Here is a 25,091-nt window from a genome sequence, read left to right as displayed (position 1 = left end):
TTTGTATTAAGACATAAGAAAATCATCAGATAATGTCTAATCCGTGATTAACAGCTTCGGCCAGCTACCTGAGGCGGCAGCGGGCCATTTCAAATAAAAGCGCCTCGTTTTTTGGCAACTCTCCGCCATTCGCGTTTGATCCGGTTCGAGAAGCGGAACAGCCGGAATATTGGGTCGTCCCTGTCCGATTTGCCAAACATACCACCGTTTTGTTCCCAATACCCGTGTTGATCAAACCGGATATGATGGAAAAGTGCCGTATGCGACAGGAGAATGAGCGTTACAATTTCCCCATCCTTTGCGCGTCTTTCCGCTTGGGCACGCAAGGTGCGGCGCTGCCAGATTCGCCCCGACAGCAACACGCTATTGCGTTGGACTGACGGAAACCGCCGGAACGGGGCCACCGCACTGCGTGAAACATGCCCACCTCCGCGTTTGCGCGCCGTGCCGTCCGCGTACCCTTGCGCCAGTCGTTTCATCAGATGGCGCACATCGCTGGGCAGCAGCCGTCCCGCCACCATATGCGCCATCACCCGCTTGCGTTCATGGGCGGTGATCCCCTTCCAATGATCTGCACGCGCCGCTTGGACCACATATTTACGCTGGAACACCGCCCAACTGGCCCCGATGTCGAACAGGTCACGCGGTACGCGGTCATCACGCCGTCGCACACTCGCGGCAAAGCCGTGGTGCACTTCGGCCATGGGCACGATGGCAGTGGCAATACCGGCCCGCGCAAGGCGCAGGTTCAGGTCGGTTTCATCCAGATAGAAGGCAAAGGCAGGTTCAAACCCTTCAAGATCGACAAGGATGTCGCGGCGCACCGCCATATTGGTGCCTTCGGTTTTGATCGCGCGTCCGCCTTTGGGGTGCAGGACTGTGGCGTGCTCGACATCCACCTCAAGCGGGGCGGTGTATCCGTTCTGATCAACGCTGCGCGCCTTCCATTGGAAGGAAATGCCGTTGCGGCCCCGCACAAACCCGCCTGCCGCCCCCACATCGGCGCGCGAGAATGGCGCGGCCAGCTGCGTCAGCCAATCGGGTTCGGGGACGGCGTCATCGTCGATAAAAGCCACAATTTCGCCCGCCGCATGGCAGACCCCAAGGTTGCGCGCCTCAGAGATGTTGGGCGTGTCGAATAGCACAATCTTGATGTCACTCGCCCAACGGGACTGGCCCAAAGCTTCACAGCCTTGGGCATCCGCGACGACAACGATTTCGAACGGGCTGTATTGAAGTTGGGCAAGGCCGGTTACGCAACGCAGAAGTGCCGCAGGCCTGTCACGGCTCACCACCACGACACTGACCTGCGGTGATGTCATTCCAGACCCATCTGTTTCATCATCGCTTCCAGCTTCGGAACGTCCTGCGGGTTGTTCAACTCCCAGAACTGGCGACCACGGGCCTCGACCTCGACGCACAGAACCTGCCGCCCGTTTTCCAGAAACCGCAACTGCTCAAGCCCTTCCAACTGCTCAAGCGGACCGACTGGCCATGTCGGATACGCGGTCAGCGCGGCGGGGCGATAGGCATAGACACCGACATGGTGAAAAACCGGTGTCTCGTCCTCCGCCTCATATTGCGCTGCGGTGAACGGAATCACCTCTTTGGAGAAGTACAGACCCTGATTTTGCGCCCCAAAAACTGCTGTCGTGCCACCGACACGCCCCGCCTTACGGTCCTCAAGAAGCCCGTTCAGCGTCCCGCCATCACAGCGCAGCACAGGGGTTGCGATTTCGGCATCAGGCGCAGCGTTCAATCCGGCAACCAAACCTTCGACGAACCACGCTGGGGTCAGGGGTGCGTCGCCTTGCAGGTTCACCACTACATCATAGCCGCCGCCCAGCGCCTCATGCGCCTCGGCACAGCGCTCCGTTCCGTTGGCGCAGGATTCCGAGGTCATGACGACTTCGGCACCGAAGGCCTCGCTTGCCTCTTTGATGCGCGCATCATCGGTTGCGACCACAACGCGGTCGATGCCAGCCACACCCATGGCGGCGCGCCAACTGCGTTCGATCAACGTCTGCGCCGCACCCGTGGCGCCGGTCAACGGCACCAGCGGCTTGCCCGGATAGCGGGTCGAGGCATAGCGCGCGGGGATGACAATCAGGACCGACATTATGCAGGCTTCAGATCGACAGCGGGGGCATAGGCAATGAAGAACGGATTGGCATAACCGTCCTTGCCATAGGTCAGCGGGCTGTGATCGTCGAACCGGACCACATGACCGCCAGCGCCGGACAGAACCGCGTGACCTGCTGCGGTGTCCCATTCCATTGTGCGGCCAACGCGTGGGTAAATGTCGGCCTCGCCCGTGGCGACCAGACAGAACTTGAGCGACGAGCCCGCACTTTTCATGTCCTTGACCGCATATTTAGCGATGTAGTCGTCGGTTGCCTGATCACGGTGCGACTTTGATGCAACAACCAGCAGCGCGTCATTGTCCGAATCCGCCACGCGCATCGGGGTCACATCGCCCACGGTGTCCTTATCCAGCGCGCCGGTTTCCTCGACCGATTGGCCATCGGCTTGAGTATAGAACATACGTCCGCGCGCTGGGGCATAAACAACACCACGGGTCGGCACTCCGCCTTCGACCAGCGCGATGTTGACTGTGAAATCGCCGCGACGGTGCACGAATTCCTTGGTTCCATCCAATGGATCAACGATCAGGAACGTGTCGCCACTGGTGGAATGGGTCGCCGCCTGTTCCTCGGTTACCAGCATGACATCGGGAAACGCCGCACGCAGACCTGCCGAAATCAGCGCATCCGCGGCCTCGTCAGCCGCGGTGACAGGGCTGTCGTCGGACTTGGTTTTGACGTCAAAGTCGTCTTGGCCATAGATCTCCATGATCTTGTCGCCCGCTTCGAGCGCCAGCTTGCGGATGACAGGGATCAGTGCGTCGTAATTCATAAAAGCGTTCCTCGTTGCGGCATTTGTTGAAAATTCATGCCGCCCCCCTTATGCTGCGCAGCTAACGGAACGGCAAGAATTCCCTGCGATCATAGCGTCAACCGAGGCAGGCCCGCATATGTTTCAAACCAGAAAGCCGCAATCCGGCATCGGCTCGGCCTTTGCCATGTTCGAGGTCATCTACCATTCGGTGGTGCGGTCTGTGCGCAAGGCGCATAACAATGCGTTCATGGCCATCGGCATGAACATGTTGCAGGTCGTGATTTTCGTGCTGGCCTTTTACGTGATGTTCTCGGTGCTGGGGCTGCGCGGGGCTGCGATCAGGGGCGATTTCCTGCTGTACATCATGACGGGCATCTTCCTTTACATGACCCACACCAAAACGCTGGGTGCGGTGGTTGGCTCCGAAGGGCCGGCCAGTCCGATGATGTTGCACGCCCCGATGAATACGATTGTGTCGATCTGTTCGGCAGCTTTGGGTGCGCTCTATATCCAGTTGCTGTCGCTGTTCATGATCCTGTTCATCTACCACGTCGCCTTCACCCCGTTCGAGATTGAGGATCCGTTTTCCGCCTTCGCAATGTTGATGCTTGCGTGGTTCACGGGTGCGGCGCTCGGCCTTGTGCTGCTGGCGATCAAACCTTGGTTCCCGACCTTCGTGTCGGTGTTCACACAGATTTATCAGCGGGCGAACATGATCGCCTCGGGCAAGATGTTCGTGGCCAACACTTTGCCTGGCTTCATGCTGGCGATGTTTGACTGGAACCCGTTGTTCCACACTATTGATCAGGCGCGCGGCTATACGTTCATCAACTACAACCCGCGCTATTCTTCTTGGGAATATGCGTTCTGGGTCGGTGTGGTGCTGTTGATGGTCGGACTTATGGGCGAATTCTATACCCGCCGTCACGCGTCGATCAGTTGGGGCGCACGGCGCTAGGGGCGCGGGCCGCCTACCCCACTACCCGACAGGTCAGGTTGATCCGCCCGCCCTTGGGCAACAGCGACGACGATCCGAACCTGATCCGGTCCACCCCGTGATAGGTAAGGCGCGCATCGCCACCCATCACCACCACATCGCCGCTTTCCAGCCAGATTGATTCAGTCTTGCCGCCGCGTGTGGTGTTACCGATCCGGAACAACCCTGCATCCCCAAGTGACAGGGACAGAACAGGCCAGCTAAAGTCGGCCTCGTCACGGTCTTGATGCATGCCCATGCGCGCGCCTTCACCATAGTAGTTGATCAAACAGCAATCCGGCGCGCGTTCCAGTCCGGTCAGATCATGCCACAGGTCAAGAACCGCCGCAGGGATCGGGGGCCATTCCATCCCGTCCGGATGGCGTGGCGCATAGCGGTAGCCGGTGCGATCTGCATACCACCCGACATCACCGGCAGAGGTCATGCGCACCGTCATCGGTTTGCCATAAGGGGTCTGGGGCGAAAACATCGGCGCGGCCTGTGCAACAGCGCGTATATCGGCCACCAAAGCAGCTTGGGCGGCAGCATCAAGATGGCCCTTATAGATGTCGAAACCCCGAATGTTTGCCCGCATATCCCCCGCGCCCCCTGTTTGTGCAAATTTTGCCAGATAACACCCCGCCCCAAAGGTTGCAGCGCGAAAACACCCTCCTTATATACGGCCCAGCGCGCAAGGAATCTTGCGCAAACCTAATCGTGGCGTCGATGCCGACTTCGGGTCGCCGCTTCGTGTCATCGCCTTGAGCTTAAAAAAGGGATCGAAAAACATGGCCAAAGTAATTGGTATTGACCTCGGAACTACAAACAGCTGCATCGCCATCATGGACGGCAGCCAGCCACGCGTGATCGAGAACGCAGAAGGCGCACGGACAACCCCGTCGATCGTTGCCTTCACCGAAAGCGAGCGCCTTGTCGGCCAGCCCGCCAAGCGTCAAGCGGTCACCAACCCAGACAACACAATTTTCGGCGTGAAACGCCTTGTCGGTCGCCGCAATGACGATGCGGATCTGGCAAAAGACAAGAAAAACCTGCCGTTCAACGTGATTGACGGCGGCAACGGCGACGCATGGGTCGAAGCCCGTGGTGAGAAATACTCGCCCAGCCAGATTTCCGCATTCATTCTGGGCAAGATGAAAGAAACAGCCGAGTCCTACCTTGGTGAGGAAGTGAATCAGGCGGTTATCACCGTTCCTGCCTACTTCAACGACGCACAGCGTCAGGCCACCAAGGACGCGGGCAAGATTGCCGGCCTCGAAGTGCTGCGGATCATCAACGAACCGACTGCTGCTGCCCTGGCCTATGGTCTGGACAAGGAAAACTCGCAAACCATCGCGGTCTATGACCTTGGCGGCGGTACATTCGACGTGACCATCCTCGAAATCGACGATGGCCTGTTCGAAGTGAAATCGACAAACGGCGACACCTTCCTTGGTGGTGAAGACTTTGACATGCGCATCGTCAACTACCTCGCCGACGAGTTCAAGAAAGAGCACTCCGTCGACCTGACTCAGGACAAGATGGCCCTGCAGCGTCTGAAAGAAGCTGCCGAGAAAGCCAAGATCGAACTGTCCTCGTCCAGCCAGACAGAAATCAACCAGCCCTTCATCTCGATGGGCAGCAACGGTCAGCCGCTGCACATGGTGATGAAGCTGACGCGCGCCAAACTGGAAAGCCTCGTTGGCGATCTGATCAAGGCGTCGATGAAGCCTTGCGCCGCAGCGCTCAAAGACGCGGGCCTGTCCGCCTCCGACATCGACGAAGTCGTTCTGGTCGGTGGTATGACCCGTATGCCCAAAGTGGTCGAAGAAGTGACCAAGTTCTTTGGCAAAGAGCCGCACAAAGGTGTGAACCCTGACGAAGTTGTTGCCATGGGTGCCGCCATTCAGGCCGGTGTTCTTCAGGGCGACGTCAAAGACGTGGTTCTGCTGGACGTGACACCGCTGTCGCTGGGTATCGAAACGCTGGGTGGCGTGTTCACCCGTCTGATCGACCGCAACACCACAATCCCGACGAAAAAGTCGCAGATCTTCTCGACTGCTGAGGACAACCAAAACGCGGTGACGATCCGCGTGTTCCAAGGTGAGCGCGAGATGGCGCAGGACAACAAACTGCTGGGTGCATTCAACCTTGAAAACATTCCACCAGCGCCACGTGGCATGCCACAGATCGAAGTGACCTTTGACATCGACGCCAACGGCATCGTGTCGGTCGGGGCCAAAGACAAAGGCACCGGCAAAGAACAGCAGATTACGATCCAAGCGTCGGGCGGCCTGTCAGATGCGGACATCGAACAGATGGTCAAGGACGCCGAAGACAACGCCGAGGCGGACAAGGAACGTCGCGAGTTGATCGAGGCGAAAAACCAGGCCGAAAGCCTCATCCACTCGACCGAGAAGTCGGTGGAAGAGCATTCGGACAAGGTTGATCCAACCACCGTCGAAGCCATCGAACTGGCGATTGCCGCGCTGAAGGACGAACTGGAAACCGACAACGTCGACAAGATCAAGTCGGGCATCCAGAACGTCACTGAATCGGCCATGAAGCTGGGAGAGGCGATTTATAAGGCGGCTCAGGAAGAAGCCGGCGAAGAGCCAACCGGTGCGGATGAACCACGCGGTTCCGATGATGACGATATCGTCGACGCCGAGTTCGAAGATCTGGACAACGACAAGCGCGCGTAAATTTGCGCCGCAACGGGAACCAATCAAGGGGCCGGTCCACCACGGGCCGGCCCCAGACGTTCCAGCTAAAGGATGTAATCCATGGCAAAACGTGATTATTACGAAGTGCTTGGCGTCAAAAAAGGCGCCACCGCAGAAGAGATCAAAAAAGGCTATCGTACCAAGGCCAAGGAACTGCACCCCGACCGGAACACCGACCGGCCCGAGGCAGAAGCCGAATTCAAAGAGGCCAACGAAGCCTACGAAGTCCTGAAAGACCCCGACAAGAAAGCAGCCTATGACCGCTATGGTCATGCCGCATTCGAGGGCGGTATGGGCGGCGGTGGCGGACGACCCGGTGGCGGCTTTCATGGCCAGCAGGGCGACTTCGGCTCGGCCTTTTCCGATGTGTTCGATGATCTGTTCGGCGACTTCATGGGCGGCCAGCGTGGTCAGGGTGGCGGACGCCGTGCGGCGCGTGGGTCCGATCTGCGCTACAACCTTCGGGTCAGCCTCGAAGACGCCTATGCGGGCATGCAAAAGACCATCAACGTTCCTACCTCAGTCTCGTGCAACAGCTGTGATGGATCGGGTGCCGAAGGCGGGTCCGAGCCGACAACCTGCCCCACCTGTTCCGGCATGGGCAAGGTCCGCGCGCAACAAGGGTTCTTTACGGTCGAACGGACCTGTCCGACCTGTTCCGGCCTTGGCCAGATCATCCAGAACCCCTGTAAATCCTGTGGCGGCGCAGGGCGTGTGGAAAAAGAACGCTCTTTGAACGTCAACATCCCCGCAGGTGTTGAAACCGGCACGCGCATCCGCCTTGCTGGCGAGGGCGAAGCCGGTATGCGCGGCGGACCTTCGGGCGATCTTTACATCTTTATTGATGTGGCGGCGCACGATCTGTTCGAACGCGACGGCAACAACCTGTTCTGCCGCGTACCCGTATCGATGAGCACGGCCGCCTTGGGTGGGTCGATTGAGGTGCCTACCATCGACGGTGGCCGCGGTCGGGTGCAGATCCCTGCGGGCTCGCAATCGGGTCGCCAGATGCGTCTGCGCTCCAAAGGGATGCCCGCGCTGCGCGGGGGCGGTCAGGGTGACATGTTCATCGAACTGGCGGTCGAAACGCCGGTGAACCTGACCAGCCGTCAAAAGGAACTGCTGCGCGAGTTCGAAGAGCTGAGTTCAGAAAATAACCCTGAATCCAGCAGCTTCTTTTCTTCGGTCAAATCCTTCTGGGATACGATGAAGGGCTAAGTTTCAGGTAAGGCGGGTTGCGATCCGCCTTGCCTCTCTGCCCATGGCAGACAAGTGGCGGCTGACGCGGGTTTTTCTCGGGCGTTAACCTTCCGCTAACCGACGATGGGCATGCTCTGACCATGTCCCAATTCGCTGAACAATCCCTCCCTTTCGATTTTGACGAAGCGGACCCTGTGCCAATACCGGCCGGGCGCACGCCGTCCTACATGGCGGATCACCGCAAACGGTTGCGCACGCGGTTCATGGCGGGCGGTGCGGATGCAATGCCAGATTACGAGGTGCTGGAACTTGTCCTGTTCCGCGCCATCCCGCGTCAGGACGTCAAACCCCTTGCTCATCTGCTGATCGAGACATTTGGCGATTTCAATCGCGTGGTGTCCGCCCCTGCCAAGCGCCTTGCCGAGGTGAAAGGGGTTGGCGATGCAGTGATTACCGAACTCAAGATTGTCGAAGCGGCGGCGCAGCGGCTGGCGCGTTCCAAGGTTCTCAACATGCACGCGATCTCAAGCTGGGATGCGCTGGTTGATTATTGCCACACCACAATGGCGCACCGCGAAACCGAACAGTTCCGCGTGCTGTTTCTGGACCGCAAGAACGTGCTGATCGCGGACGAGGCGCAGGGAAAAGGCACCGTGGATCACGTGCCCGTCTATCCCCGCGAGGTGGCAAAGCGTGCGCTGGAACTGAACGCCTCGGCGCTGATCCTTGTGCACAATCACCCGTCAGGTGACCCCACGCCCAGCCAGTCAGACATCGACATGACAGCACAGATTGACGCCGCTTGCGAGGCATTGGGGCTGACGTTGCACGACCACCTGATCGTCGGCAAATCGCGCGAGCTTAGTTTCAAAGCCGCAGGCTACCTGTGAGGCAATATTAGCGCACCCAGACCTCGACGCGGCGGTTGGCCTGCCGACCCCACGCGCTGTCGTCGCAGGCCATGGGCAATGCCTCTCCGAAGGCGTCAACACCTATGTCGATGCGGTCGAAGTTCACCGTCTCTGCGGCGCGTACAAGGGCGCGTTTCACCGCCTCGGCACGGCGTAAGGCAATCTCCCGGTTCGCCGTCGCGGGACCGTCACCATCGCTAAAGCCGACCAGACGCAACTGGCGCGAATCATAGGTGCCCTGTTCAAGCGCGCGGGCCAGTTGCTGCACGTTCGAACGCGATTGCGCATCAAGGCGCACCGACCCCGCCTCGAACCGGAACGAGGTGGTCAGCCGCGCCATGCCATAGAGGGTGCGCGTCATGCGCTGCAACTCTTCCAGCGGCACCTCGGGCCCTGCCGAAGTAACAGCATTGGCAAAGCGATAGCCCTGTTCATTGATTGACACCTCTTCGGGAGCCTGATCCACAAAACCGGCGCGCCGGATGACGATTTGCGCCGACGGCCCCCGCATATAGGCCAGCAATTCGCGCGCGATCTTCGGCAGTCGCCGTGCGGGCATATACAGGAACATCGGCGCGGTCAGAGGATAATCTTCGGTCTTGATCGTGCCCCGCGCTGCGCGCAGCGAGAACCCGCATTCCCCCGTCAGGGTAAGGGCGCGGGCATTCCCCGTTTCCGCAAAACTGGCGATACCAAAGGCGAACGGATCGTCCAGAACCGCTTCGACCACCTCGCTCGCTCTATCATGACGGCGGATGCCCTCCGCGAACGTGGCGCGCACAGGCCCCATGACCTTGTCTTCGATCGACTGGCCCAGTCCCGTGCGCTCTCCGGGAAGATGCAGCACGATTGGCGCGTCCGCCCCGCCAAGGGCCTGCCAATTCGTGATCTGCCCCGCAAAAACCTGCGCCAATGCCTGAGGCGAGATGCTGTTCACAGGGTTGGTCGGCGACACAATCGGCACCATCGCATCCAGCGCCAGAACGCGACTGCGATTGGCGTCCGTCATATCGCCCATCCCCGCCTCGCGGGCGCGCTGGCGTTCCTCGGGGCGTATTTCGCGCAGCGCCATGACCATATCGGCGTCATTGGCCAACAGGTCGGCAAACCCTTCGTCGGTGGTAGACACTTGGATATAGAACCGGGCCACGGGCTTTTGCGTCGCCTCGTTCGCCAGTTCGAACATCAGTCCCGAATATTCGGTCGCCTCGCGCCGCACCGTATAGCTGTTGCGCAGTGCGAACCCTTCGATCAGGGCAGGCACCAGCACCGCCCCCATGGTGGAAGAACCGGAAATCGACACTTCGGCCACGAAGTCCTGCAGGTTCGGGCAGGCGGGACCGTCGCACAGCACACCCGACCCATCGACCGTCAACTCGCCATAGACCGTCTGGATGCGATAGAATTCACCGTCAAAGCCCAACAACGTGCCGCTCAACTCCACCTGCCCATCAGGCGAGGTCAGCGTCACGTCCTGCGCCATCAGCGCGGAGGCCCAAAAAGAAAGTGCGGCGAAAATCGCCGCACGCGCCCAAGCCATAGTAAGCCCTTTGTTGCAACACTCAGTTGCTGGCGACTTTCAGGTCTGAGACAAGATTGTTCAACACAAGAAAGCTGCCGATCGCATCACATTGTGGCACGGACAGGCTCAAATCCTGCGATTTCATGCGACCACCTGCCAACATCTCCAGCGATTGCGCCTCAATCTCGACACCGCAATTGTGCGCGGTCACTTCGGCCTCAACGCTCAGGTCCACGGTGCCGGACTGTTTCGACACCCCGCTGGGAAAACTGTAGACCTCGGCCATCAGTGGTTCGGCCAGTGCCGTGTCGCCCAGACGCAGGGTCACACCACTGTCACCCGTGGTAAGCGCCACAAGATCCTGCTGCGCACCGGACCAGATATGGCCCGCGTCGCCGTAATCGGCCCCGAATTCACGGGCGTGCAGTTCAAAGCCCGAGTCGCCGCGCCATTGCAGCACCACACGGTCATAGGTCGCGATGTCGCTAACAGTGGCCTGAGCCACAGCGCCGTCGCCATTGGAAAATGCCATGATGAACACGGCCTGTTCGGTTAGGGCGGGCACGGTGACGAACAGTGCGCCGTCATTGTCTGTGGTTTCGGAAAACATCATGCCGTTGTGGTGCACGGTCAGCCGTTCGTTCGGCGCGCAAGGTGCCTCAAGCGACAGGTTAACCAACGCGCCTGCGACAGGCGTTGCAGTCGCGATGGCATCACAGCCTTCGGCCTCTGGCAGGTCATCAGGTGCGGGCGGCATATCGGTCGCTGGTGCGGCAGTGCGCTGCACCCCCGTCACGGCAGAGGGCATGTCTACACCCACCGTGTCGCTGGCCGAAGTCAGTTGCACGCCCTGCACTTGCAACAGGATGTCTGCACTGGCCGCGTTTTCCAGATCGGTTTCAGGTTCCGCGACAGGGCCTGCCACAACAGGGCGCGCTGCCTTGCCGTAATGTTCCTCGGCGGCCTCGCTGCTTTGCATGACAAAGCCGATGCCAGCCGCGATCACCAGCGTGCCGACCGCTGTTCCGATTTCCTTGACGTGTTTCACTGCCCGACTCCCCCTTAGCGGATTGGTTCAGGCAGAAACTGACAGGCCAACGCGGCTGTCTTATGACGGCCGCGCGGAGTCTTTGGGGCAGAATTGGGGCGGGCGGTTAGGCCAGCCGCCCGTGACAATGCTTGAACTTATTCCCCGACCCGCAGGGGCAGGGTTCATTCCGACCGGGGTTGCCCCACGTGCTTTGATCGTTTTCATCAAAGCCGTTATCGACCGCATCCGCCGTGGGCGACGGGGGCGATTCCGGTTCGGCAGCTTGGGTGGCCGCAGCCTGCTGGGCCGCGATATCGGCCAGCATCTTCTGGCGTTCCTCGTCCGTCATCGGGCGGATCATCGACAGTTTCTGCGTCACTTCGGTGCGCAGGCTGTCAAGCATCGCCTCGAACAACTGGAACGCTTCGTTCTTATACTCGTTCAGCGGATCACGCTGCGCATAGCTGCGGAAACCCACAACCGAGCGGAGGTGTTCAAGCGTTAGAAGATGCTCGCGCCACTTGGTATCGATTGCCTGCAACAGCAGCTGCTTTTCGATGCTGCGCATGTTCTCGGGACCGAACGCTTCGGCCTTTTGGGCCAGCAGGGCGTCGCTCGCTTCGATCAGGCGCTCGCGCACCTGTTCGTCGTCTACGCCTTCTTCCTCGCACCATGCCATCACGGGCGCATCCACGCCCAACTGTTCGATGGCAGCGGCATACAGCCCCTCACCATCCCACTGGTCGGCATAGCTGCCTTGTGGCAGGTACTGGTCAATCAGATCGTCCACCACCTGATCGCGCATGTCGGCCACGATCTCGGACAGGTCCTCGGCTTCCATGATCTCGCGGCGCTGGCTGAACACGACCTTACGCTGGTCGTTCATCACGTCGTCGAATTTCAGAAGCTGTTTGCGGATGTCAAAGTTGCGGCCTTCGACCTTGGCCTGCGCCCGTTCGAGCGACTTGTTGACCCATGGGTGCACAATCGCTTCGCCCTCTTCAAGGCCAAGCGTCTTGAGCACGCGGTCCAGACGGTCAGAGCCGAAGATGCGCATCAAATCGTCTTCGAGGCTGAGGTAGAAGGACGTACGCCCCGGATCGCCCTGACGGCCTGAACGACCGCGCAACTGGTTGTCGATGCGGCGGCTTTCGTGGCGTTCAGAGGCCAGAACATACAGACCGCCAGCGGCCAATACTTTCTGCTTTTCGTCTTCGTGCTCGGCTTCGATCCGTGCGCGCAGGGCGGCGGGATCGGCCTCTGGATCGGCGGTGATCGCCTCAAGCACTTTCATTTCGACGTTGCCGCCCAACTGGATGTCGGTGCCGCGTCCGGCCATGTTGGTCGCGATTGTGACCGCGCCCAGTTTGCCTGCATCCGCGATGATCTGCGCCTCTTTCTCGTGCTGGCGGGCGTTCAGGACGTTGTGCGGGATGCCTTCGGCAGCAAGCGCCTGCGCGAACATCTCGGACTTTTCGATGGAGGTCGTGCCGACAAGAACCGGCTGGCCCTTTTCGTGCGCTTTCTTGATCTCCTGAACCATCGCCTTGTATTTCTCGGCGGCGGTGCGGAATACCTGATCGTCCTCGTCAACGCGGGCAATCGGCTTGTTCGTTGGCACTTCGACCACGCCCAGACCGTAGATTTCGCTGAATTCCTCGGCTTCGGTCGCGGCGGTCCCTGTCATACCGGCCAGCTTGTTATACAGGCGGAAATAGTTCTGGAACGTGACAGAGGCGAGCGTCTGGTTCTCCGGCTGGATCTTGACATTTTCCTTGGCCTCGATGGCCTGATGCAGACCATCCGACAGGCGGCGGCCCGCCATCATGCGGCCTGTGAATTCGTCGATCAGGACAATCTCGCCCCCCCGAACGATGTAATCCTTGTCTTTCTTGAACAGCTTGTGCGCGCGCAGACCTTGGTTGACGTGGTGCACGATGGACGTGCTTTCGGGATCATACAGCGACGCGCCTTCTTCGATCAGGCCACGTGCGCGCAACTGTTCCTCGAGGAACTCGTTGCCGTCATCGGTAAAGGTCACGCTGCGCTGTTTCTCGTCCAGCTCAAAATGGCCATCTTCGATCAGGGGAATGATCGCGTCGATGGTCACATACATCTCGGAACGGTCCTGCAACGGACCGGAGATGATAAGCGGCGTACGCGCTTCGTCGATCAGGATGCTGTCCACCTCGTCCACAACGGCAAAGTTATGGCCGCGCTGCACCATTTCGGCGATGCTCGGCTTCATGTTGTCGCGCAGGTAGTCAAAGCCAAGTTCGTTATTCGTGGCATAGGTTACGTCGCAGGCATAGGCCGCACGCTTGTCTTCTTCGGTCATGCCAGCGATGGCGACGCCGGTGGTCAGGCCCAAGGTGGCAAACACCTTGCCCATCCATTCCGCGTCACGCTGCACCAGATAGTCGTTCACGGTGACAACATGCACGCCCTTGCCCGTCAGCGCGTTCAGATAGCACGCAAAGGTCGCGGTCAGGGTCTTGCCCTCACCCGTCTTCTGTTCGGCGATGTTGCCCTGATGCAGGAAGATCGCGCCAAGCAACTGGGTATCATAGGCGCGCAGGCCCAAGGTCCGGCGGGCGGCCTCGCGGCAGTTGGCAAACGCCTCGGGCAGAAGATCGTCCAGACTTTCACCGCTCATGGCGCGTTTTGCCAAGGCTTCGGTCTTGTCTTTCAGCGCCTCATCGCTCAGCGCCTCGAACTCGGGCTCTAGCGCGTTGATCTTCTCGACCACTGCTCGCGTTGCTTTGACCTTGCGGTCATTAGGCGTGCCAAACACCTTTTTAGTAAGGGTTCCGAAACCGAGCATGCGTTCTCCAGCCGATCAATTCATGTTGTACAGCAACTTGCTTGCCGGGCGTGCGCCAAGCCCATAGATAACGAAAGGGCAAAATTCGGCCCCGGCCACGTCCATAGGGCGATGTAAGGGTCGCACCAAACCGTGTCAATGCACGCAGCCCTGCGTGCCTATCTCAAGGACTGATTGATGATGAAACACCTGCTTTGTTTGCCCGCTTTGGGCTTTGTCGCCGCCATGGCCCTGCCCGCAGCAGCCCAGGACGCCGACAAAGTGGTGGCAACAGTGAATGGCACCGACATCACCGTCGGTCACATGATCGTCGCCCGTGCGACTTTGCCCGCCCAATTTCAGGAACTGCCCGCCGAAGTGCTGTTCAATGGCATTCTCGAACAACTGGTGCAGCAAACACTGCTGGCGCAGTCCTATGAGGGTGACCTGCCCAACCGCGCGCAACTGTCGCTTGAGAACGAAACACGCTCATTGACCGCTGGCGAGGCGCTGGAACTGGTGCTTGCAGATGCCTTGACGCCTGCGGCCATCCAGACCGCTTACGAGGCGCGCTATTCCGAGGCAGAAGAGACCAAGGAATATAACGCCTCCCACATCCTTGTGGAAACCGAGGATGCCGCCCTTGCCGTGAAAGAAGAAGTTGAAGGTGGCGCGGATTTCGCCGCTGTCGCGCGTGAAAAATCCACAGGCCCATCCGGCCCGAATGGTGGTCAGCTTGGCTGGTTCGGCGAAGGCGCGATGGTCCCCAGCTTTGAGGCGGCTGTGCTTGAGTTGAAAGTGGGCGAAGTGTCCGACCCCGTGCAAACGCAATTCGGCTGGCACGTTATCACGCTCAACGAAACCCGCGTAAAGGATCGTCCGACCCTCGATGAAGTCCGCGGCGAGATCGAAGAAGAAGTGCGTACTGCCGCCCTTGAGGCGCGGATCGAAGAACTGACTGCGCAGGCCACCATTGACCGTGCCGGTGCGGAAGGCGTCGATCCCTCCGTACTGCAAGACCTGTCGCTGGTGGACTGATCCATGGCCAAAATCACCAAGGTTTCCCCCCTCGCGCCTGCGCAATTTCCCGACCTGCCCGTCATTGACGGGGTGACATTCGCCGCTGTTGCGGCGGGTGTGCGCTATGCTGGGCGAACGGATGTCATGTTGGCCAAATGCGCCGCAGGCACGGCAATCGCCGGCACGTTTACCCGCTCTGCCACGCGCTCCGCTCCGGTTCTGGACTGTCAGGACAAACTGGGCGGTGCCAGCGATGCAGGGGCGGTCATCTTGGTGAACTCCGGCAACTCGAACGCCTTCACAGGGCGCAGCGGCCGCGAGGCTGTCAGCGCGATTGTGGAGGCCACGGCCAAGGCCACCGAAGTCCCTGCGGCGCGGGTTTTCACTGCCTCCACGGGCGTCATCGGTGAACCCCTGCCCTTCGACCGGATCACCGCCAAGTTGGACGAGTTGAACGCCTCACTGTCCCCCGACGGGATCGAGGATGCCGCGCGGGCGATCATGACCACAGACACCTATGCCAAAGGCGCTACAGCGACCGTTAAAGTGGACGGAAAAGAGGTCAAGATCGCGGGCTTTGCCAAGGGCAGCGGCATGATCGCGCCGGATATGGCGACGATGCTGGTCTATATCTTTACCGATGCAAAAGTGGACCAAAACGCGCTGCAGGAAATGACCAGCGCCATCTGTGACACCACGTTCAACTGCATCACCGTCGACAGTGACACGTCGACCTCGGACAGCCTGATCGTCGCGGCCACAGGGGCCAGCGGCGTGGATGCCTCAGACGACGATGGGTTCAAAGCGGCCCTAGGCGACGTAATGCTGGACCTTGCCCATCAGGTGGTGCGGGACGGCGAAGGGGCAACCAAGTTTGTCGAAATCACTGTCACCGGCGCGCAGGACGATGCCAGCGCCAAGGTACACGGCCTGTCGATTGCCAACTCCCCCCTCGTGAAAACGGCGATTGCTGGCGAAGATCCCAACTGGGGCCGCGTCGTGATGGCCGTTGGCAAATCGGGCGCCCCCGCGGATCGGGACACCTTGTCGATCTGGTTCGGTGACACTCTGGTTGCAGAAAACGGTTGGGTCAGCCCCACCTATGTTGAAGCCGACGCCGCCGCACATATGAAGGGCGAGCATATCCGTATCCGCGTTGATTGCGGCATGGGCACAGGATCGTCCACGGTTTGGACCTGCGACCTGACCCACGGTTATATCGACATCAACGCCGACTACCGGTCGTGATTGTCTGGCGGAGGCGTTCGCTGTGAAGGTCGTACTGGTATCGGCGGTAGCGCTGATTGATACGGATGGACGGGCGCTGCTGGCGCAGCGCCCCGAAGGCAAGTCCATGGCGGGCCTGTGGGAATTCCCGGGTGGCAAGGTCGAAGCGAATGAAACGCCCGAGGCCGCGCTGATCCGTGAGTTGCAAGAAGAACTTGGGATCAACACGTGGCAATCATGCCTCGCACCCCTGACCTTTGCCAGTCACAGCTATGATTCGTTTCACCTGCTGATGCCGCTGTTTGCCTGCCGGAAATGGGAAGGCACGCCGCAACCGAAGGAAGGACAGACCCTGAAATGGGTTCGTCCCAACGATCTACGGTCTTATCCCATGCCGCCAGCGGACATTCCGCTGATCCCGATCCTGCGCGATTGGCTTTGATCCGTACATAAGTCGCACAAATTTTAGGATTTCCGCATGATTGTTGATGACAAGTTAACAATTTTGCGGCCTAATTAAGGCAGGTTTTTTCTGGGGAGAGAAGGCAATGCTTAAGACTATATCTTTGGGTACCTCGATTCTGGTTCAGGGTCTGTACGTTAAAACGCTGCCAGACGGGCGTATGACCGTCCGCGTTGACGGAGAGCAGTATTCCGGCAAACCGATATCGCAAGTCGCCTGAGATAACTTTCAGACGGACATGCAAAAGGGGGGCAGTTTTCGCTGCCCCCCTTTTTCTTTGTCTGGTGATGACGATCAGTCGAGAGAGCGCGAAATCTCTTCCCGCTCGAAGATCTCGATAACGTCTTTCGGACGCACATCGTCGTAGTTCTCGAACGCCATACCGCATTCCTGACCCGACTGAACCTCCGCCACTTCGTCCTTGAAGCGCTTGAGCGTTTTCAGCGTGCCTTCGTGGATCACAACGTTGTCGCGCAGCAGACGCACACCAGCAGAGCGGCGCGCGACGCCTTCGGTGACCAGACAGCCGGCGACTTTGCCGACGTTGGACACTTTGAAGACCTCTTTGATCTCGGCATAGCCGATAAAGGTTTCGCGGATTTCGTTGCTCAGCAGACCGGAGGCCGCCGCTTTCACATCGTCCACAAGGTCATAGATCACCGAATAGTACCGGATCTCGACGCCCTTCTGGTTGGCGGTGTTACGGGCGGATGCGTTTGCACGGACGTTAAAGCCCATGATCGGCGCGTTGGATGCCTCGGCCAGACCCACGTCTGTTTCGGTGATGGCGCCGACACCCGAATGCAGCACGCGCACGCGCACCTCGTCGTTGCCGATCTTTTCCATCGCCTGAACAATCGCTTCGGCAGAACCCTGCACGTCGGCTTTGACCAGAATGGGCAGTTCGCTGACATTCTCGTCGGCTTTGGCGTTGGCCATAAGCTGTTCAAGAGTCGTTGCCGCACCGGCCGCTGCGCGTTTGTCCTTGGCGGCGTTGGCGCGGTATTCCGCGATCTCGCGCGCCTGCGCTTCGGTTTCGGTCACGTTCAGAACGTCACCCGCTTCGGGTGTGCCGTTCAGGCCCAGAACCTCAACAGGGACCGACGGACCGGCCTCTTTGACACGCTCGCCCTTGTCGTTGATCAACGCACGGACCTTACCGTACTGCTCACCCACAACAAAGATGTCGCCCTGACGCAATGTCCCGTTCTGCACCAGAACGGTGGCAACAGGACCGCGGCCCACATCAAGCTGCGCCTCGATCACGGCACCTTGGGCGGCGCGGTCGGGGTTCGCTTTGAGTTCGAGCAGTTCGGACTGCAGCGCAATCGCTTCCAGCAGGTCGTCGAGACCTTGGCCGCTGATCGCAGACACTTCGACGTCCTGCACTTCGCCCGACATCTTTTCCACGATCACCTCGTGTTGCAGCAGGTCGGTACGTACTTTGTCGGGGTTGGCCGCAGGCTTGTCGATCTTGTTGATGGCAACAATCATCGGTACCTTGGCCGCTTTGGCGTGCGCAATCGCTTCGATCGTTTGCGGCATCACAGCGTCATCCGCCGCAACAACCAGCACGACGATGTCCGTCACCTGTGCACCGCGGGACCGCATCGACGTGAACGCCGCGTGGCCAGGAGTGTCGAGGAAGGACAGAACCTGCCCGCCATCGGTTGTCACCTGATAGGCGCCGATATGCTGCGTGATTCCGCCCGCTTCGCCCGCGACAACCTTCGCATTGCGGATCGCGTCCAACAACGAGGTTTTGCCGTGGTCGACGTGACCCATGATCGTGATGACCGGAGGACGCGATTGCAGATCTTTTTCGTCGTCCACAATTTCCTTGATGACGTCTTCGACGTCCGCGTCGGAAACGCGTTGGATGTTGTGGCCGAATTCTTCGATGATCAGTTCGGCGGTGTCGGCATCAATGGTTTCGTTCTGCGTGACCATCAGGCCCATCTGCATCAACGATTTGACCACGTCACCGACGCGTTCCGCCATACGGTTGGCCAGCTCGGACACGACAATCGCCTCTGGCAGATTGACGGTGCGCGTGACCTTTTCACGCTCAACCGAACCACCCATGGCTTTCTGGCGTGCACGTTCCTGCTTCCGCTTCATCGCGGCCATCGACCGCTGGCGTCCACCTTCACCGCCCGAAAGCGCTTGGTTCAATGTCAGCTTGCCGGAACGGCGGCCATCGTCGCCCTTGTTGGGGCGTGCGTTGCGCTGATCGCGATCGCGATCCTGCTTGCGGGGCGCTGCCGTGGCAGGGGCCTGACGCTGTGCCGGTTTGGCGGCGTCTTCCTGCTTGGCCGCCGGTGCAGCAGCAGCTTGCGCGGCAGCAACAGCTTCGGCGGCTTTGCGTGCTTCTTCCTCGGCTTTCGCCTTGAGGCTTTCCTCACGCTCTTTCTCTTCGCGTTCCTTCGCCTCGATCTCGGCGCGGCGACGCTCGCGTTCTTCTTCGCGGGCCTTTTCGGCAGCTTCGCGTTCTGCAGCCTCTTCGGCCTCACGCGACTTGGCAGCCTGAACCGCCTTCAGACGGCGCTCCATCTCGGCGTCGGTAATACCAGCCGGACGGCGGCTTGGGTCGCCCACGGACGGCCCACTGGTCGCAGCAGGCTTTGCCGCGCCAGCTTTGGGTACAACGACCCGCTTGCGTTTCGTTTCGACGACGACATTCTTGGTGCGTCCATGGCTGAAACTTTGTTTCACATTGCCCGGACGCGCGCCGCTGCGCAGACCCAGTGTCTTTTTCCCGTCAGTATCGCTCAAAGCTCGTCTATCCTTCCAAGCGGCCGTTGCCGCCTTCATTTTCGCGCACACCGCGTAAACGGTTGGCTTCCTCTACAACACGTTGCGTGAGTCCACCAGAGGCCAGCGCGCCGTGTATCACAGTTTGGCGCCCAAAGGCCAAACCCAACTCATCCGCTGTCAACCAGCCGATATACGTTCCATAGTGCGGTGTACTAAGTTTGGACTTGCCACGTCCGGACCCATCAACCGCTTGTATCAGCACCTGCGCCTCTTCATTCTGAAGCCAAGCCTTTACTTTTTCATACCCTGCGACCGCGCGCCCCGACTTGCGGGACAGGGCGATCAGATCAATAACGCGTCGCGCCAATTGGCGTTCCACTTCACCGACAAGGTCGTCCGGCACTTGCACGGGCATCTTGGCGCCCCGTGCAAACAATTTCTTGGCGACCGCCTTGTCCAGCGCGGCACGATCCGCCGCAACATAGATACCACGACCAGGCAATTTGCCCGCGATATCCGGTACAATTTGCGTCTCTGGACCGACCACGAAACGGATCAGCCCGTATTTCGGCTGAACCTCTCCGCTCGCAATACATTTGCGTTCAGGTCCGTCCGACCGATCTTTTGAAGCGCCACCGCGACCCATGTTGTTGCCCCGAGGCCTGCGATCAGGCCTCGGACTCCTCAACGGTATCGCCGTCTACGTCTTCGCCGCCTTCTTCGGCTTCCAGCTCGGCGGGATCAACCCAACCCAGCATGATGCGTGCAGTCATAACCAGATGCTGCGCCTCTTCCAAGGATACGTCAAAGGATTCCAGCGTCCCTTCGTCCTTGTGGCGTTCGCCGTCCACAGTCGTCCAACCGCCAGCGAGCTCCCAATCCGCACAGGTTGCAAAATCTTCGAGCGTTTTCACGTCGTCTTTTGCCAGTGCTTCAATCATTTGGGGTGTCAGGCCGTCGAAATCAATAAGGCTGTCCTCGGCACCCAAAGCGCGCGCGTTTTCAAGCGCCTGCTTGGCCGCCGCTTCCAGCACATCGCGGGCACGGGCCTGCAATTCGGCGGCGGTGTCTTCGTCCACACCGTCGATGACCAGCAGTTCGTCCACTTCGACATAGGCGACTTCTTCGAGGTTGGTGAACCCTTCGGAAACCAGCAATTGTGCAAAGAATTCGTCAAGGTCGAGATTGTCCATGAACAGCTTGGTGCGCTGTTCGAACTCGGCTTGACGGCGCGCCGATTCGTCGGCTTCGGTCATGATGTCGATGTCCAGACCAGTCAACTGGCTGGCCAGACGCACGTTCTGACCACGACGGCCAATGGCAAGGCTCAGCTGCTCTTCTGGAACGACGACTTCGATCTTGCCGGCTTCTTCGTCCAGAACAACCTTGCTGACCTCGGCGGGCTGCAACGCATTCACAAGGAAGGTTGGCTGATCTTCGTTCCACGGGATGATGTCGATTTTTTCACCCTGCAATTCGTTCACAACGGCCTGCACACGGCTGCCGCGCATACCAACGCAGGCACCGACAGGGTCGATGGACCCGTCATAGGAAATAACAGCAATCTTCGCGCGCGAACCGGGGTCTCGGGCAACGGCCTTGATCTCGATAATGCCGTCATAGATTTCTGGCACTTCCATCTTGAACAGCTCGGCCATGAATTCGGGCGCTGTGCGGCTCAGGAAGATCTGCGGGCCACGCTGTTCGCGGCGCACATCCTTGATGTAGCAGCGGATACGGTCGTTCGGGCGATAGGATTCACGGCCGATCTTTTCGTTGCGACGCAGGATCGCTTCACCTGCGCCCACATCAACGATGACGTTGCCGTATTCTTCGCGTTTGACCAGCGCGTTGATGATCGTGCCTGCGCGGTCCTTGAATTCTTCGTACTGGCGGTCACGCTCGGCTTCGCGCACTTTTTGCAGGATCACCTGCTTGGCGGACTGGGCGGCGATCCGGCCCATTTCAACGGGCGGTACTTCTTCGATGAACTGCTGACCGACTTCGGGATCTGCCATGTACTGTTTGGCCTGCTCGACGGTGAATTCGGCCTGATAGTTTTCCAGCAGCTCATCCTCGACCACGGTGCGAACGCGAGTGAACGTGGCGCGACCGGTCTTGCGGTCGATGGAAACACGAATGTCCATTTCAGCGCCGTACCGCGACTTGGCCGCACGGGCGAGGGATTCTTCCATCGCTTCGATGACCAGCGACGGGTCGATCATCTTTTCGCGCGCGACCGCCTCGGCGGTTTGCAAAAGCTCAAGCTGGTTTGCAGATGTAATGGCCATCAGTCGTTCTCCTCGGTGGTGTCTTCTTCTTCAGACACTTCGTCAAATTCGGTTTCCTTGAGCACGCCCGCAGCTTTGCGTTGGCGCAACATTTCCTTGATCAGCTCGTCGGTCAGAACCAGTTTCGCTTCGGTCAGCCACTCGAACTTGAGCCCGATCGTACCTTCCGCGACGTTGATCAGAACCTCGTCACCGTCAATTCCGGCCAGCACACCCTTAAAGCGGCGGCGGCCATCAATCAGTTCATCGGTTTCCAGCTTGGCGTCATAGCCTTCGAACGTATCGAAATCCTTGAGACGGGTCAGCGGACGGTCGATGCCGGGGCTCGACACTTCGAGCGTGTAGGCATCCAGAATGGGGTCTTCGACATCCAGTGTGGCGCTGACAGCGGTCGAAATCGCGCCGCAATCGTCCACCTCAATCCCGCCATCGGGCTTGTCGGCCATGATTTGCAGCGTCGTTTCCTTGCCGCTCATCAACCGGATGCGCACCAGTTCATAGCCCAGATCCTCGATCACCGGTGTGATGATCTCGGCAAGGCGTCGGTCGATGGCTGCTTTTGCGATCAGGTCGTTTGACATGGGGTATTCGTAATCTTTCAGGCACAAAAAAACGGGCGCGCGGCCCGTTGATATTTCTCGGTGGAGCGTTGGGTTTGGACCCCAGCGCGCCGCTGTTGAAAGGGCATATACGCAGCTTGCCCGTCTGATGCAAGGCCCGTCAGGCCATCCACCACCTCTCGGCCATGCGCAGATTGTCCAGCGGCCACGACTTACCAACGGTTTGAGGCACCACAACCGAGGTCGACGCGATATGCGTCGTGGCCGCCGTTGCGGGCAATGTCTGGAAATGGCGCGGGTCGGCATCGGGGGTCAGCGCGGTAATATCCGCCACCTCGACCATGCCGTCCTGCAACGCCTCGGCACGGACCGCATCGGCGCTGAACTGCACGAACTCGACACTGTCGAACCAGCCTGCACGCTCTTTCCAGTGATCGCTGACGCGGGTGCCGATAAAGTGACGCCCCTGATCCAGCTTTTGCACGCGGTACAGCCCCGTGCCCGCACCTGTGGTGCTGCGCAACTCGTACCCCGGATGTGCCAGCAGATAGGGCAGATTGGGGTTCGGCGCGTTCAGCGTGATTTCAACCACATGCGTGCCAAGCGCGCGTACATCCATCGGCAATGCAGTGACCGCTTGGGCATCAAAAGCGCTGCCATCGTGGAACCGCACGCCTTCGCGCAAGTGGAACTGCCAGCGCTGCGCAGTGGCGTCCGAGGACCAGCCAACCGCGAGATCCCCGCGCAACGTGCCGTCGGCGGCGATTTCGGTCAGGTTATCAAAGACTGTCGCGGTCACCGCCTGATCGAACAGCGGGCGCGCCAATGCCGCACGCAACCGTCCGCCACGGCGCGGGGCCGCAGACACACCCGTGGCCGCCAGCAAAGCAGCGGCAGCACCGGAGGTAAAAAGGGCGCGGCGGTCTATTCGGGTCATTTCCCTGCGATCCTGTCCATGGTGCGTACCAGTTCAGCCGAAATTCCCGGTTCGGACAAGGCATGACCGGCACTGCGCACCATTTTCAGGTTCGACGCAGGCCAGACCTTGGACAAGGCATAGGCACTTTCGGGTGGACAGATCATGTCATATCGCCCCTGCACAATCGTACCTGGAATGTGTTTGATCCGGTCCGCATGGGCCAGAATCTGGCCATCGAACTCAAGGAATCCGCCATTGGTGAAATAGTGATTCTCGAGCCGCGCAAAGGCGCGCGCATAGTCGCCGGGGGCCTCGCCACCAATGCCAGTGGAATGGATCGACGCCAGCGCATTTTCCCAAGATGACCACGCGCGGGCATAACGGATTTCTGTCGCCATATCCCCTGAAAACAGGCGTCGGTGATAGGCAGCGATCAGATCGCCGCGTTCTTCTTCGGGCACCAGCGCCTCAAAACGGGCCCAGACTTCGGGCCAGAACCGACCGGCACCGCCGCCATAGAACCAGTCCAACTCGCGCTGTGTCATCAGGAAGACACCGCGCAGCACAAGGTTGCGCACACGCGCAGGATGCGTTTCGGCATAAATGAGCGCCAAAGTCGCGCCCCAACTGCCGCCGAACACGATCCAAGCGTCGACATCCAGCGTGCGGCGGATCATCTCGATATCATCGACCAGATGCCACGTTGTGTTGTTCATCACCGACGCATGGGGCCGCGACCGCCCGCAGCCGCGCTGGTCGAACAGGATGATTCGGTACACTTCGGGATCAAAATAGCGCCGCATTGATGGGCTGCACCCACCACCAGGACCGCCATGGAACACAACAACGGGAATCCCGGACGGATTGCCGCACTGCTCGACATAGATGCGGTGCCCCTGCCCAACGTCCATCATACGTTGGTCATAAGGATCGATCGGCGGGTACAGATATTGCACCGCGCGCTTTTGGTCACTGTGTTTGTCCATTACTGACCTACATAGGGCTAGAACTGCACCTGAGCATACGGAGACCGAAATGCAAACGCATCAAACCACCGTGGACCCACAAGAAATCGCCAAATTCGAAGCGATGGCCGCAGAATGGTGGGACCCGAACGGAAAATTCAAGCCGCTTCACATGCTGAATCCATGTCGGCTCGACTATATCACGCGCCAGATTGCCGCAGAGTTTGACCGCGATCTTACCACGGACAAACCGTTTTCGGGTCTGCGCATCCTGGATATCGGCTGTGGCGGCGGGCTGCTGTCCGAACCGATGGCGCGGCTGGGCGCGGATGTGGTGGGCGCGGACGCGGCCGAACGTAACATTCCAGTGGCCAAGGTCCATGCGGAACAATCCGGCCTCGATATCGACTATCGCTTTACCACGGCCGAGGACATGGCCGCAGCGGGCGAACAGTTTGACGTGGTGCTGAACATGGAAGTGGTCGAACATGTGGCCGATCCGCTCAGCTATCTGACGGCGTGTCGAGAGTTGCTGAAGCCGGGCGGTTTGCAGGTCTGTTCGACGATCAACCGCAACCCCAAATCCTATGTGGTGGCAATCATCGGCGCGGAACATGTGATGCGTTGGTTGCCCAAGGGCACGCATGAATGGTCCAAGTTCATCACACCGGACGAACTGTTCGAACTGCTGCGCAAGGCGGGTCTGGAACCGGTCGACCGTCAGGGTTTCGTTTTCAACCCGCTGACATGGGGCTGGAGCCTGTCGGACCGTGATCTGAGCGTGAACTACGTCACCGCCAGCGTAAAACCCCGCGCCTGATCACCG

22 protein-coding genes are annotated in these 25,091 nt (G+C 59.6%); 9 read left to right on the top strand and 13 right to left on the bottom strand.

Features of this window, described 5'->3' with window-relative positions:
• Positions 1 to 89: 89 nt before the first annotated feature.
• The 3 genes from AC6GQJ_RS11345 to cysQ are packed head-to-tail and all read right to left on the bottom strand — an operon-like array spanning position 90 to position 2,916.
• Complete coding sequence (locus AC6GQJ_RS11345) at positions 90 to 1,322, bottom strand: glycosyltransferase family 2 protein (RefSeq protein ID WP_500768266.1); 1,233 nt, start codon at positions 1,320 to 1,322, stop codon at positions 90 to 92.
• A complete protein-coding gene (locus tag AC6GQJ_RS11340) occupies positions 1,319 to 2,119 on the bottom strand; it encodes a 3-deoxy-manno-octulosonate cytidylyltransferase (protein WP_500768264.1) in 801 nt (266 codons plus the stop codon). The genes AC6GQJ_RS11345 and AC6GQJ_RS11340 overlap by 4 nt, the downstream gene beginning before the upstream one ends.
• On the bottom strand, positions 2,119 to 2,916 hold the full coding sequence (gene cysQ / locus AC6GQJ_RS11335; protein WP_500768262.1) for a 3'(2'),5'-bisphosphate nucleotidase CysQ: 798 nt from the start codon (positions 2,914 to 2,916) through the stop codon (positions 2,119 to 2,121). Before cysQ ends, AC6GQJ_RS11340 begins: the two co-directional genes overlap by 1 nt.
• Positions 2,917 to 3,034: 118 nt before the next feature.
• Between cysQ and AC6GQJ_RS11330 the strand changes: the two genes are divergently transcribed.
• The gene (locus AC6GQJ_RS11330) at positions 3,035 to 3,856 is read left to right on the top strand and encodes an ABC transporter permease (protein ID WP_500768260.1); all 822 of its coding nucleotides are present in this window, start codon (positions 3,035 to 3,037) and stop codon (positions 3,854 to 3,856) included.
• A gap of 13 nt (positions 3,857 to 3,869) precedes the next feature.
• Here AC6GQJ_RS11330 and AC6GQJ_RS11325 read toward each other — a convergent pair whose 3' ends face one another.
• Complete coding sequence (locus AC6GQJ_RS11325) at positions 3,870 to 4,469, bottom strand: alpha-ketoglutarate-dependent dioxygenase AlkB family protein (protein WP_500768258.1); 600 nt, start codon at positions 4,467 to 4,469, stop codon at positions 3,870 to 3,872.
• A gap of 193 nt (positions 4,470 to 4,662) precedes the next feature.
• Here AC6GQJ_RS11325 and dnaK point away from each other — a divergent pair, with 193 nt between their 5' ends.
• The 3 genes from dnaK (at position 4,663) to radC (ending at position 8,687) form a co-directional block, all read left to right on the top strand.
• Complete coding sequence (gene dnaK / locus AC6GQJ_RS11320; protein WP_500768256.1) at positions 4,663 to 6,576, top strand: molecular chaperone DnaK; 1,914 nt, start codon at positions 4,663 to 4,665, stop codon at positions 6,574 to 6,576.
• 81 nt (positions 6,577 to 6,657) lie between these two features.
• Positions 6,658 to 7,815, top strand: coding sequence for a molecular chaperone DnaJ (dnaJ, locus tag AC6GQJ_RS11315; protein WP_500768253.1), 1,158 nt, complete (start codon positions 6,658 to 6,660; stop codon positions 7,813 to 7,815).
• Positions 7,816 to 7,937: 122 nt separating this feature from the next.
• Positions 7,938 to 8,687 (top strand): RadC family protein, encoded by a 750-nt coding sequence (radC, locus tag AC6GQJ_RS11310; protein WP_500768251.1) that lies wholly within the window; start codon positions 7,938 to 7,940, stop codon positions 8,685 to 8,687.
• Between the two features lie 7 nt (positions 8,688 to 8,694).
• Here radC and AC6GQJ_RS11305 read toward each other — a convergent pair whose 3' ends face one another.
• The 3 genes from AC6GQJ_RS11305 to secA form a co-directional block, all read right to left on the bottom strand.
• Positions 8,695 to 10,248 carry a phosphate ABC transporter substrate-binding/OmpA family protein gene (locus AC6GQJ_RS11305; RefSeq protein ID WP_500768249.1) on the bottom strand — a complete coding sequence of 518 codons (1,554 nt, stop codon included), beginning with the start codon at positions 10,246 to 10,248 and terminating at the stop codon, positions 8,695 to 8,697.
• A 22-nt stretch (positions 10,249 to 10,270) separates the two neighbouring features.
• Positions 10,271 to 11,278, bottom strand: a complete 1,008-nt coding sequence (locus AC6GQJ_RS11300) for a hypothetical protein (RefSeq protein ID WP_500768247.1) — start codon at positions 11,276 to 11,278, stop codon at positions 10,271 to 10,273.
• Between the two features lie 106 nt (positions 11,279 to 11,384).
• Entirely contained in the window at positions 11,385 to 14,084 is a 2,700-nt protein-coding gene (gene secA, locus AC6GQJ_RS11295) for a preprotein translocase subunit SecA (RefSeq protein WP_500768245.1), read from the bottom strand.
• Positions 14,085 to 14,261: 177 nt separating this feature from the next.
• Here secA and AC6GQJ_RS11290 point away from each other — a divergent pair, with 177 nt between their 5' ends.
• From AC6GQJ_RS11290 to AC6GQJ_RS11275, 4 genes are all read left to right on the top strand, one after another.
• A complete protein-coding gene (locus AC6GQJ_RS11290; protein ID WP_500768243.1) occupies positions 14,262 to 15,101 on the top strand; it encodes a peptidylprolyl isomerase in 840 nt (279 codons plus the stop codon).
• A gap of 3 nt (positions 15,102 to 15,104) precedes the next feature.
• A complete protein-coding gene (gene argJ, locus AC6GQJ_RS11285; protein ID WP_500768242.1) occupies positions 15,105 to 16,331 on the top strand; it encodes a bifunctional glutamate N-acetyltransferase/amino-acid acetyltransferase ArgJ in 1,227 nt (408 codons plus the stop codon).
• A 22-nt stretch (positions 16,332 to 16,353) separates the two neighbouring features.
• A complete protein-coding gene (locus tag AC6GQJ_RS11280; RefSeq protein WP_500768240.1) occupies positions 16,354 to 16,752 on the top strand; it encodes a (deoxy)nucleoside triphosphate pyrophosphohydrolase in 399 nt (132 codons plus the stop codon).
• Between the two features lie 106 nt (positions 16,753 to 16,858).
• Positions 16,859 to 16,993 carry a hypothetical protein gene (locus tag AC6GQJ_RS11275; RefSeq protein ID WP_500768238.1) on the top strand — a complete coding sequence of 45 codons (135 nt, stop codon included), beginning with the start codon at positions 16,859 to 16,861 and terminating at the stop codon, positions 16,991 to 16,993.
• A gap of 74 nt (positions 16,994 to 17,067) precedes the next feature.
• Here AC6GQJ_RS11275 and infB read toward each other — a convergent pair whose 3' ends face one another.
• From infB to pip, 6 genes are all read right to left on the bottom strand, one after another.
• Entirely contained in the window at positions 17,068 to 19,548 is a 2,481-nt protein-coding gene (gene infB, locus AC6GQJ_RS11270; RefSeq protein ID WP_500768236.1) for a translation initiation factor IF-2, read from the bottom strand.
• Positions 19,549 to 19,555: 7 nt separating this feature from the next.
• Positions 19,556 to 20,176, bottom strand: a complete 621-nt coding sequence (locus AC6GQJ_RS11265; protein WP_500768234.1) for an RNA-binding protein — start codon at positions 20,174 to 20,176, stop codon at positions 19,556 to 19,558.
• Positions 20,177 to 20,198: 22 nt separating this feature from the next.
• Entirely contained in the window at positions 20,199 to 21,821 is a 1,623-nt protein-coding gene (gene nusA, locus AC6GQJ_RS11260) for a transcription termination factor NusA (RefSeq protein ID WP_500768232.1), read from the bottom strand.
• On the bottom strand, positions 21,821 to 22,402 hold the full coding sequence (gene rimP / locus AC6GQJ_RS11255) for a ribosome maturation factor RimP (protein ID WP_500768230.1): 582 nt from the start codon (positions 22,400 to 22,402) through the stop codon (positions 21,821 to 21,823). The genes nusA and rimP overlap by 1 nt, the downstream gene beginning before the upstream one ends.
• Before the next feature lie 139 nt (positions 22,403 to 22,541).
• Positions 22,542 to 23,318, bottom strand: a complete 777-nt coding sequence (locus tag AC6GQJ_RS11250; RefSeq protein ID WP_500768228.1) for an ABC transporter substrate-binding protein — start codon at positions 23,316 to 23,318, stop codon at positions 22,542 to 22,544.
• Positions 23,315 to 24,286 carry a prolyl aminopeptidase gene (gene pip / locus AC6GQJ_RS11245; protein ID WP_500768226.1) on the bottom strand — a complete coding sequence of 324 codons (972 nt, stop codon included), beginning with the start codon at positions 24,284 to 24,286 and terminating at the stop codon, positions 23,315 to 23,317. Before pip ends, AC6GQJ_RS11250 begins: the two co-directional genes overlap by 4 nt.
• Positions 24,287 to 24,335: 49 nt before the next feature.
• Between pip and ubiG the strand changes: the two genes are divergently transcribed.
• Positions 24,336 to 25,085: a bifunctional 2-polyprenyl-6-hydroxyphenol methylase/3-demethylubiquinol 3-O-methyltransferase UbiG gene (gene ubiG / locus AC6GQJ_RS11240; protein ID WP_500768224.1), complete on the top strand. Its 750-nt coding sequence runs from the start codon at positions 24,336 to 24,338 to the stop codon at positions 25,083 to 25,085.
• The last annotated feature ends 6 nt before the right edge of the window (positions 25,086 to 25,091 follow it).

This window comes from Tateyamaria sp. 7Alg 36 (assembly GCF_059882455.1).
This window is presented reverse-complemented; position numbering and strand designations above follow the sequence as displayed.

Bases quoted from the DNA above. Each gene is read 5' to 3' on its own strand.
- AC6GQJ_RS11345 (WP_500768266.1), bottom strand. From the start codon at position 1,322: ATGACATCACCGCAGGTCAGTGTCGTGGTGGTGAGCCGTGACAGGCCT.
- AC6GQJ_RS11340 (WP_500768264.1), bottom strand. From the start codon at position 2,119: ATGTCGGTCCTGATTGTCATCCCCGCGCGCTATGCCTCGACCCGCTAT.
- cysQ (WP_500768262.1), bottom strand. From the start codon at position 2,916: ATGAATTACGACGCACTGATCCCTGTCATCCGCAAGCTGGCGCTCGAA.
- AC6GQJ_RS11330 (WP_500768260.1), top strand. From the start codon at position 3,035: ATGTTTCAAACCAGAAAGCCGCAATCCGGCATCGGCTCGGCCTTTGCC.
- AC6GQJ_RS11325 (WP_500768258.1), bottom strand. From the start codon at position 4,469: ATGCGGGCAAACATTCGGGGTTTCGACATCTATAAGGGCCATCTTGAT.
- dnaK (WP_500768256.1), top strand. From the start codon at position 4,663: ATGGCCAAAGTAATTGGTATTGACCTCGGAACTACAAACAGCTGCATC.
- dnaJ (WP_500768253.1), top strand. From the start codon at position 6,658: ATGGCAAAACGTGATTATTACGAAGTGCTTGGCGTCAAAAAAGGCGCC.
- radC (WP_500768251.1), top strand. From the start codon at position 7,938: ATGTCCCAATTCGCTGAACAATCCCTCCCTTTCGATTTTGACGAAGCG.
- AC6GQJ_RS11305 (WP_500768249.1), bottom strand. From the start codon at position 10,248: ATGGCTTGGGCGCGTGCGGCGATTTTCGCCGCACTTTCTTTTTGGGCC.
- secA (WP_500768245.1), bottom strand. From the start codon at position 14,084: ATGCTCGGTTTCGGAACCCTTACTAAAAAGGTGTTTGGCACGCCTAAT.
- AC6GQJ_RS11290 (WP_500768243.1), top strand. From the start codon at position 14,262: ATGATGAAACACCTGCTTTGTTTGCCCGCTTTGGGCTTTGTCGCCGCC.
- argJ (WP_500768242.1), top strand. From the start codon at position 15,105: ATGGCCAAAATCACCAAGGTTTCCCCCCTCGCGCCTGCGCAATTTCCC.
- AC6GQJ_RS11275 (WP_500768238.1), top strand. From the start codon at position 16,859: ATGCTTAAGACTATATCTTTGGGTACCTCGATTCTGGTTCAGGGTCTG.
- AC6GQJ_RS11265 (WP_500768234.1), bottom strand. From the start codon at position 20,176: ATGGGTCGCGGTGGCGCTTCAAAAGATCGGTCGGACGGACCTGAACGC.
- nusA (WP_500768232.1), bottom strand. From the start codon at position 21,821: ATGGCCATTACATCTGCAAACCAGCTTGAGCTTTTGCAAACCGCCGAG.
- rimP (WP_500768230.1), bottom strand. From the start codon at position 22,402: ATGTCAAACGACCTGATCGCAAAAGCAGCCATCGACCGACGCCTTGCC.
- AC6GQJ_RS11250 (WP_500768228.1), bottom strand. From the start codon at position 23,318: ATGACCCGAATAGACCGCCGCGCCCTTTTTACCTCCGGTGCTGCCGCT.
- pip (WP_500768226.1), bottom strand. From the start codon at position 24,286: ATGGACAAACACAGTGACCAAAAGCGCGCGGTGCAATATCTGTACCCG.
- ubiG (WP_500768224.1), top strand. From the start codon at position 24,336: ATGCAAACGCATCAAACCACCGTGGACCCACAAGAAATCGCCAAATTC.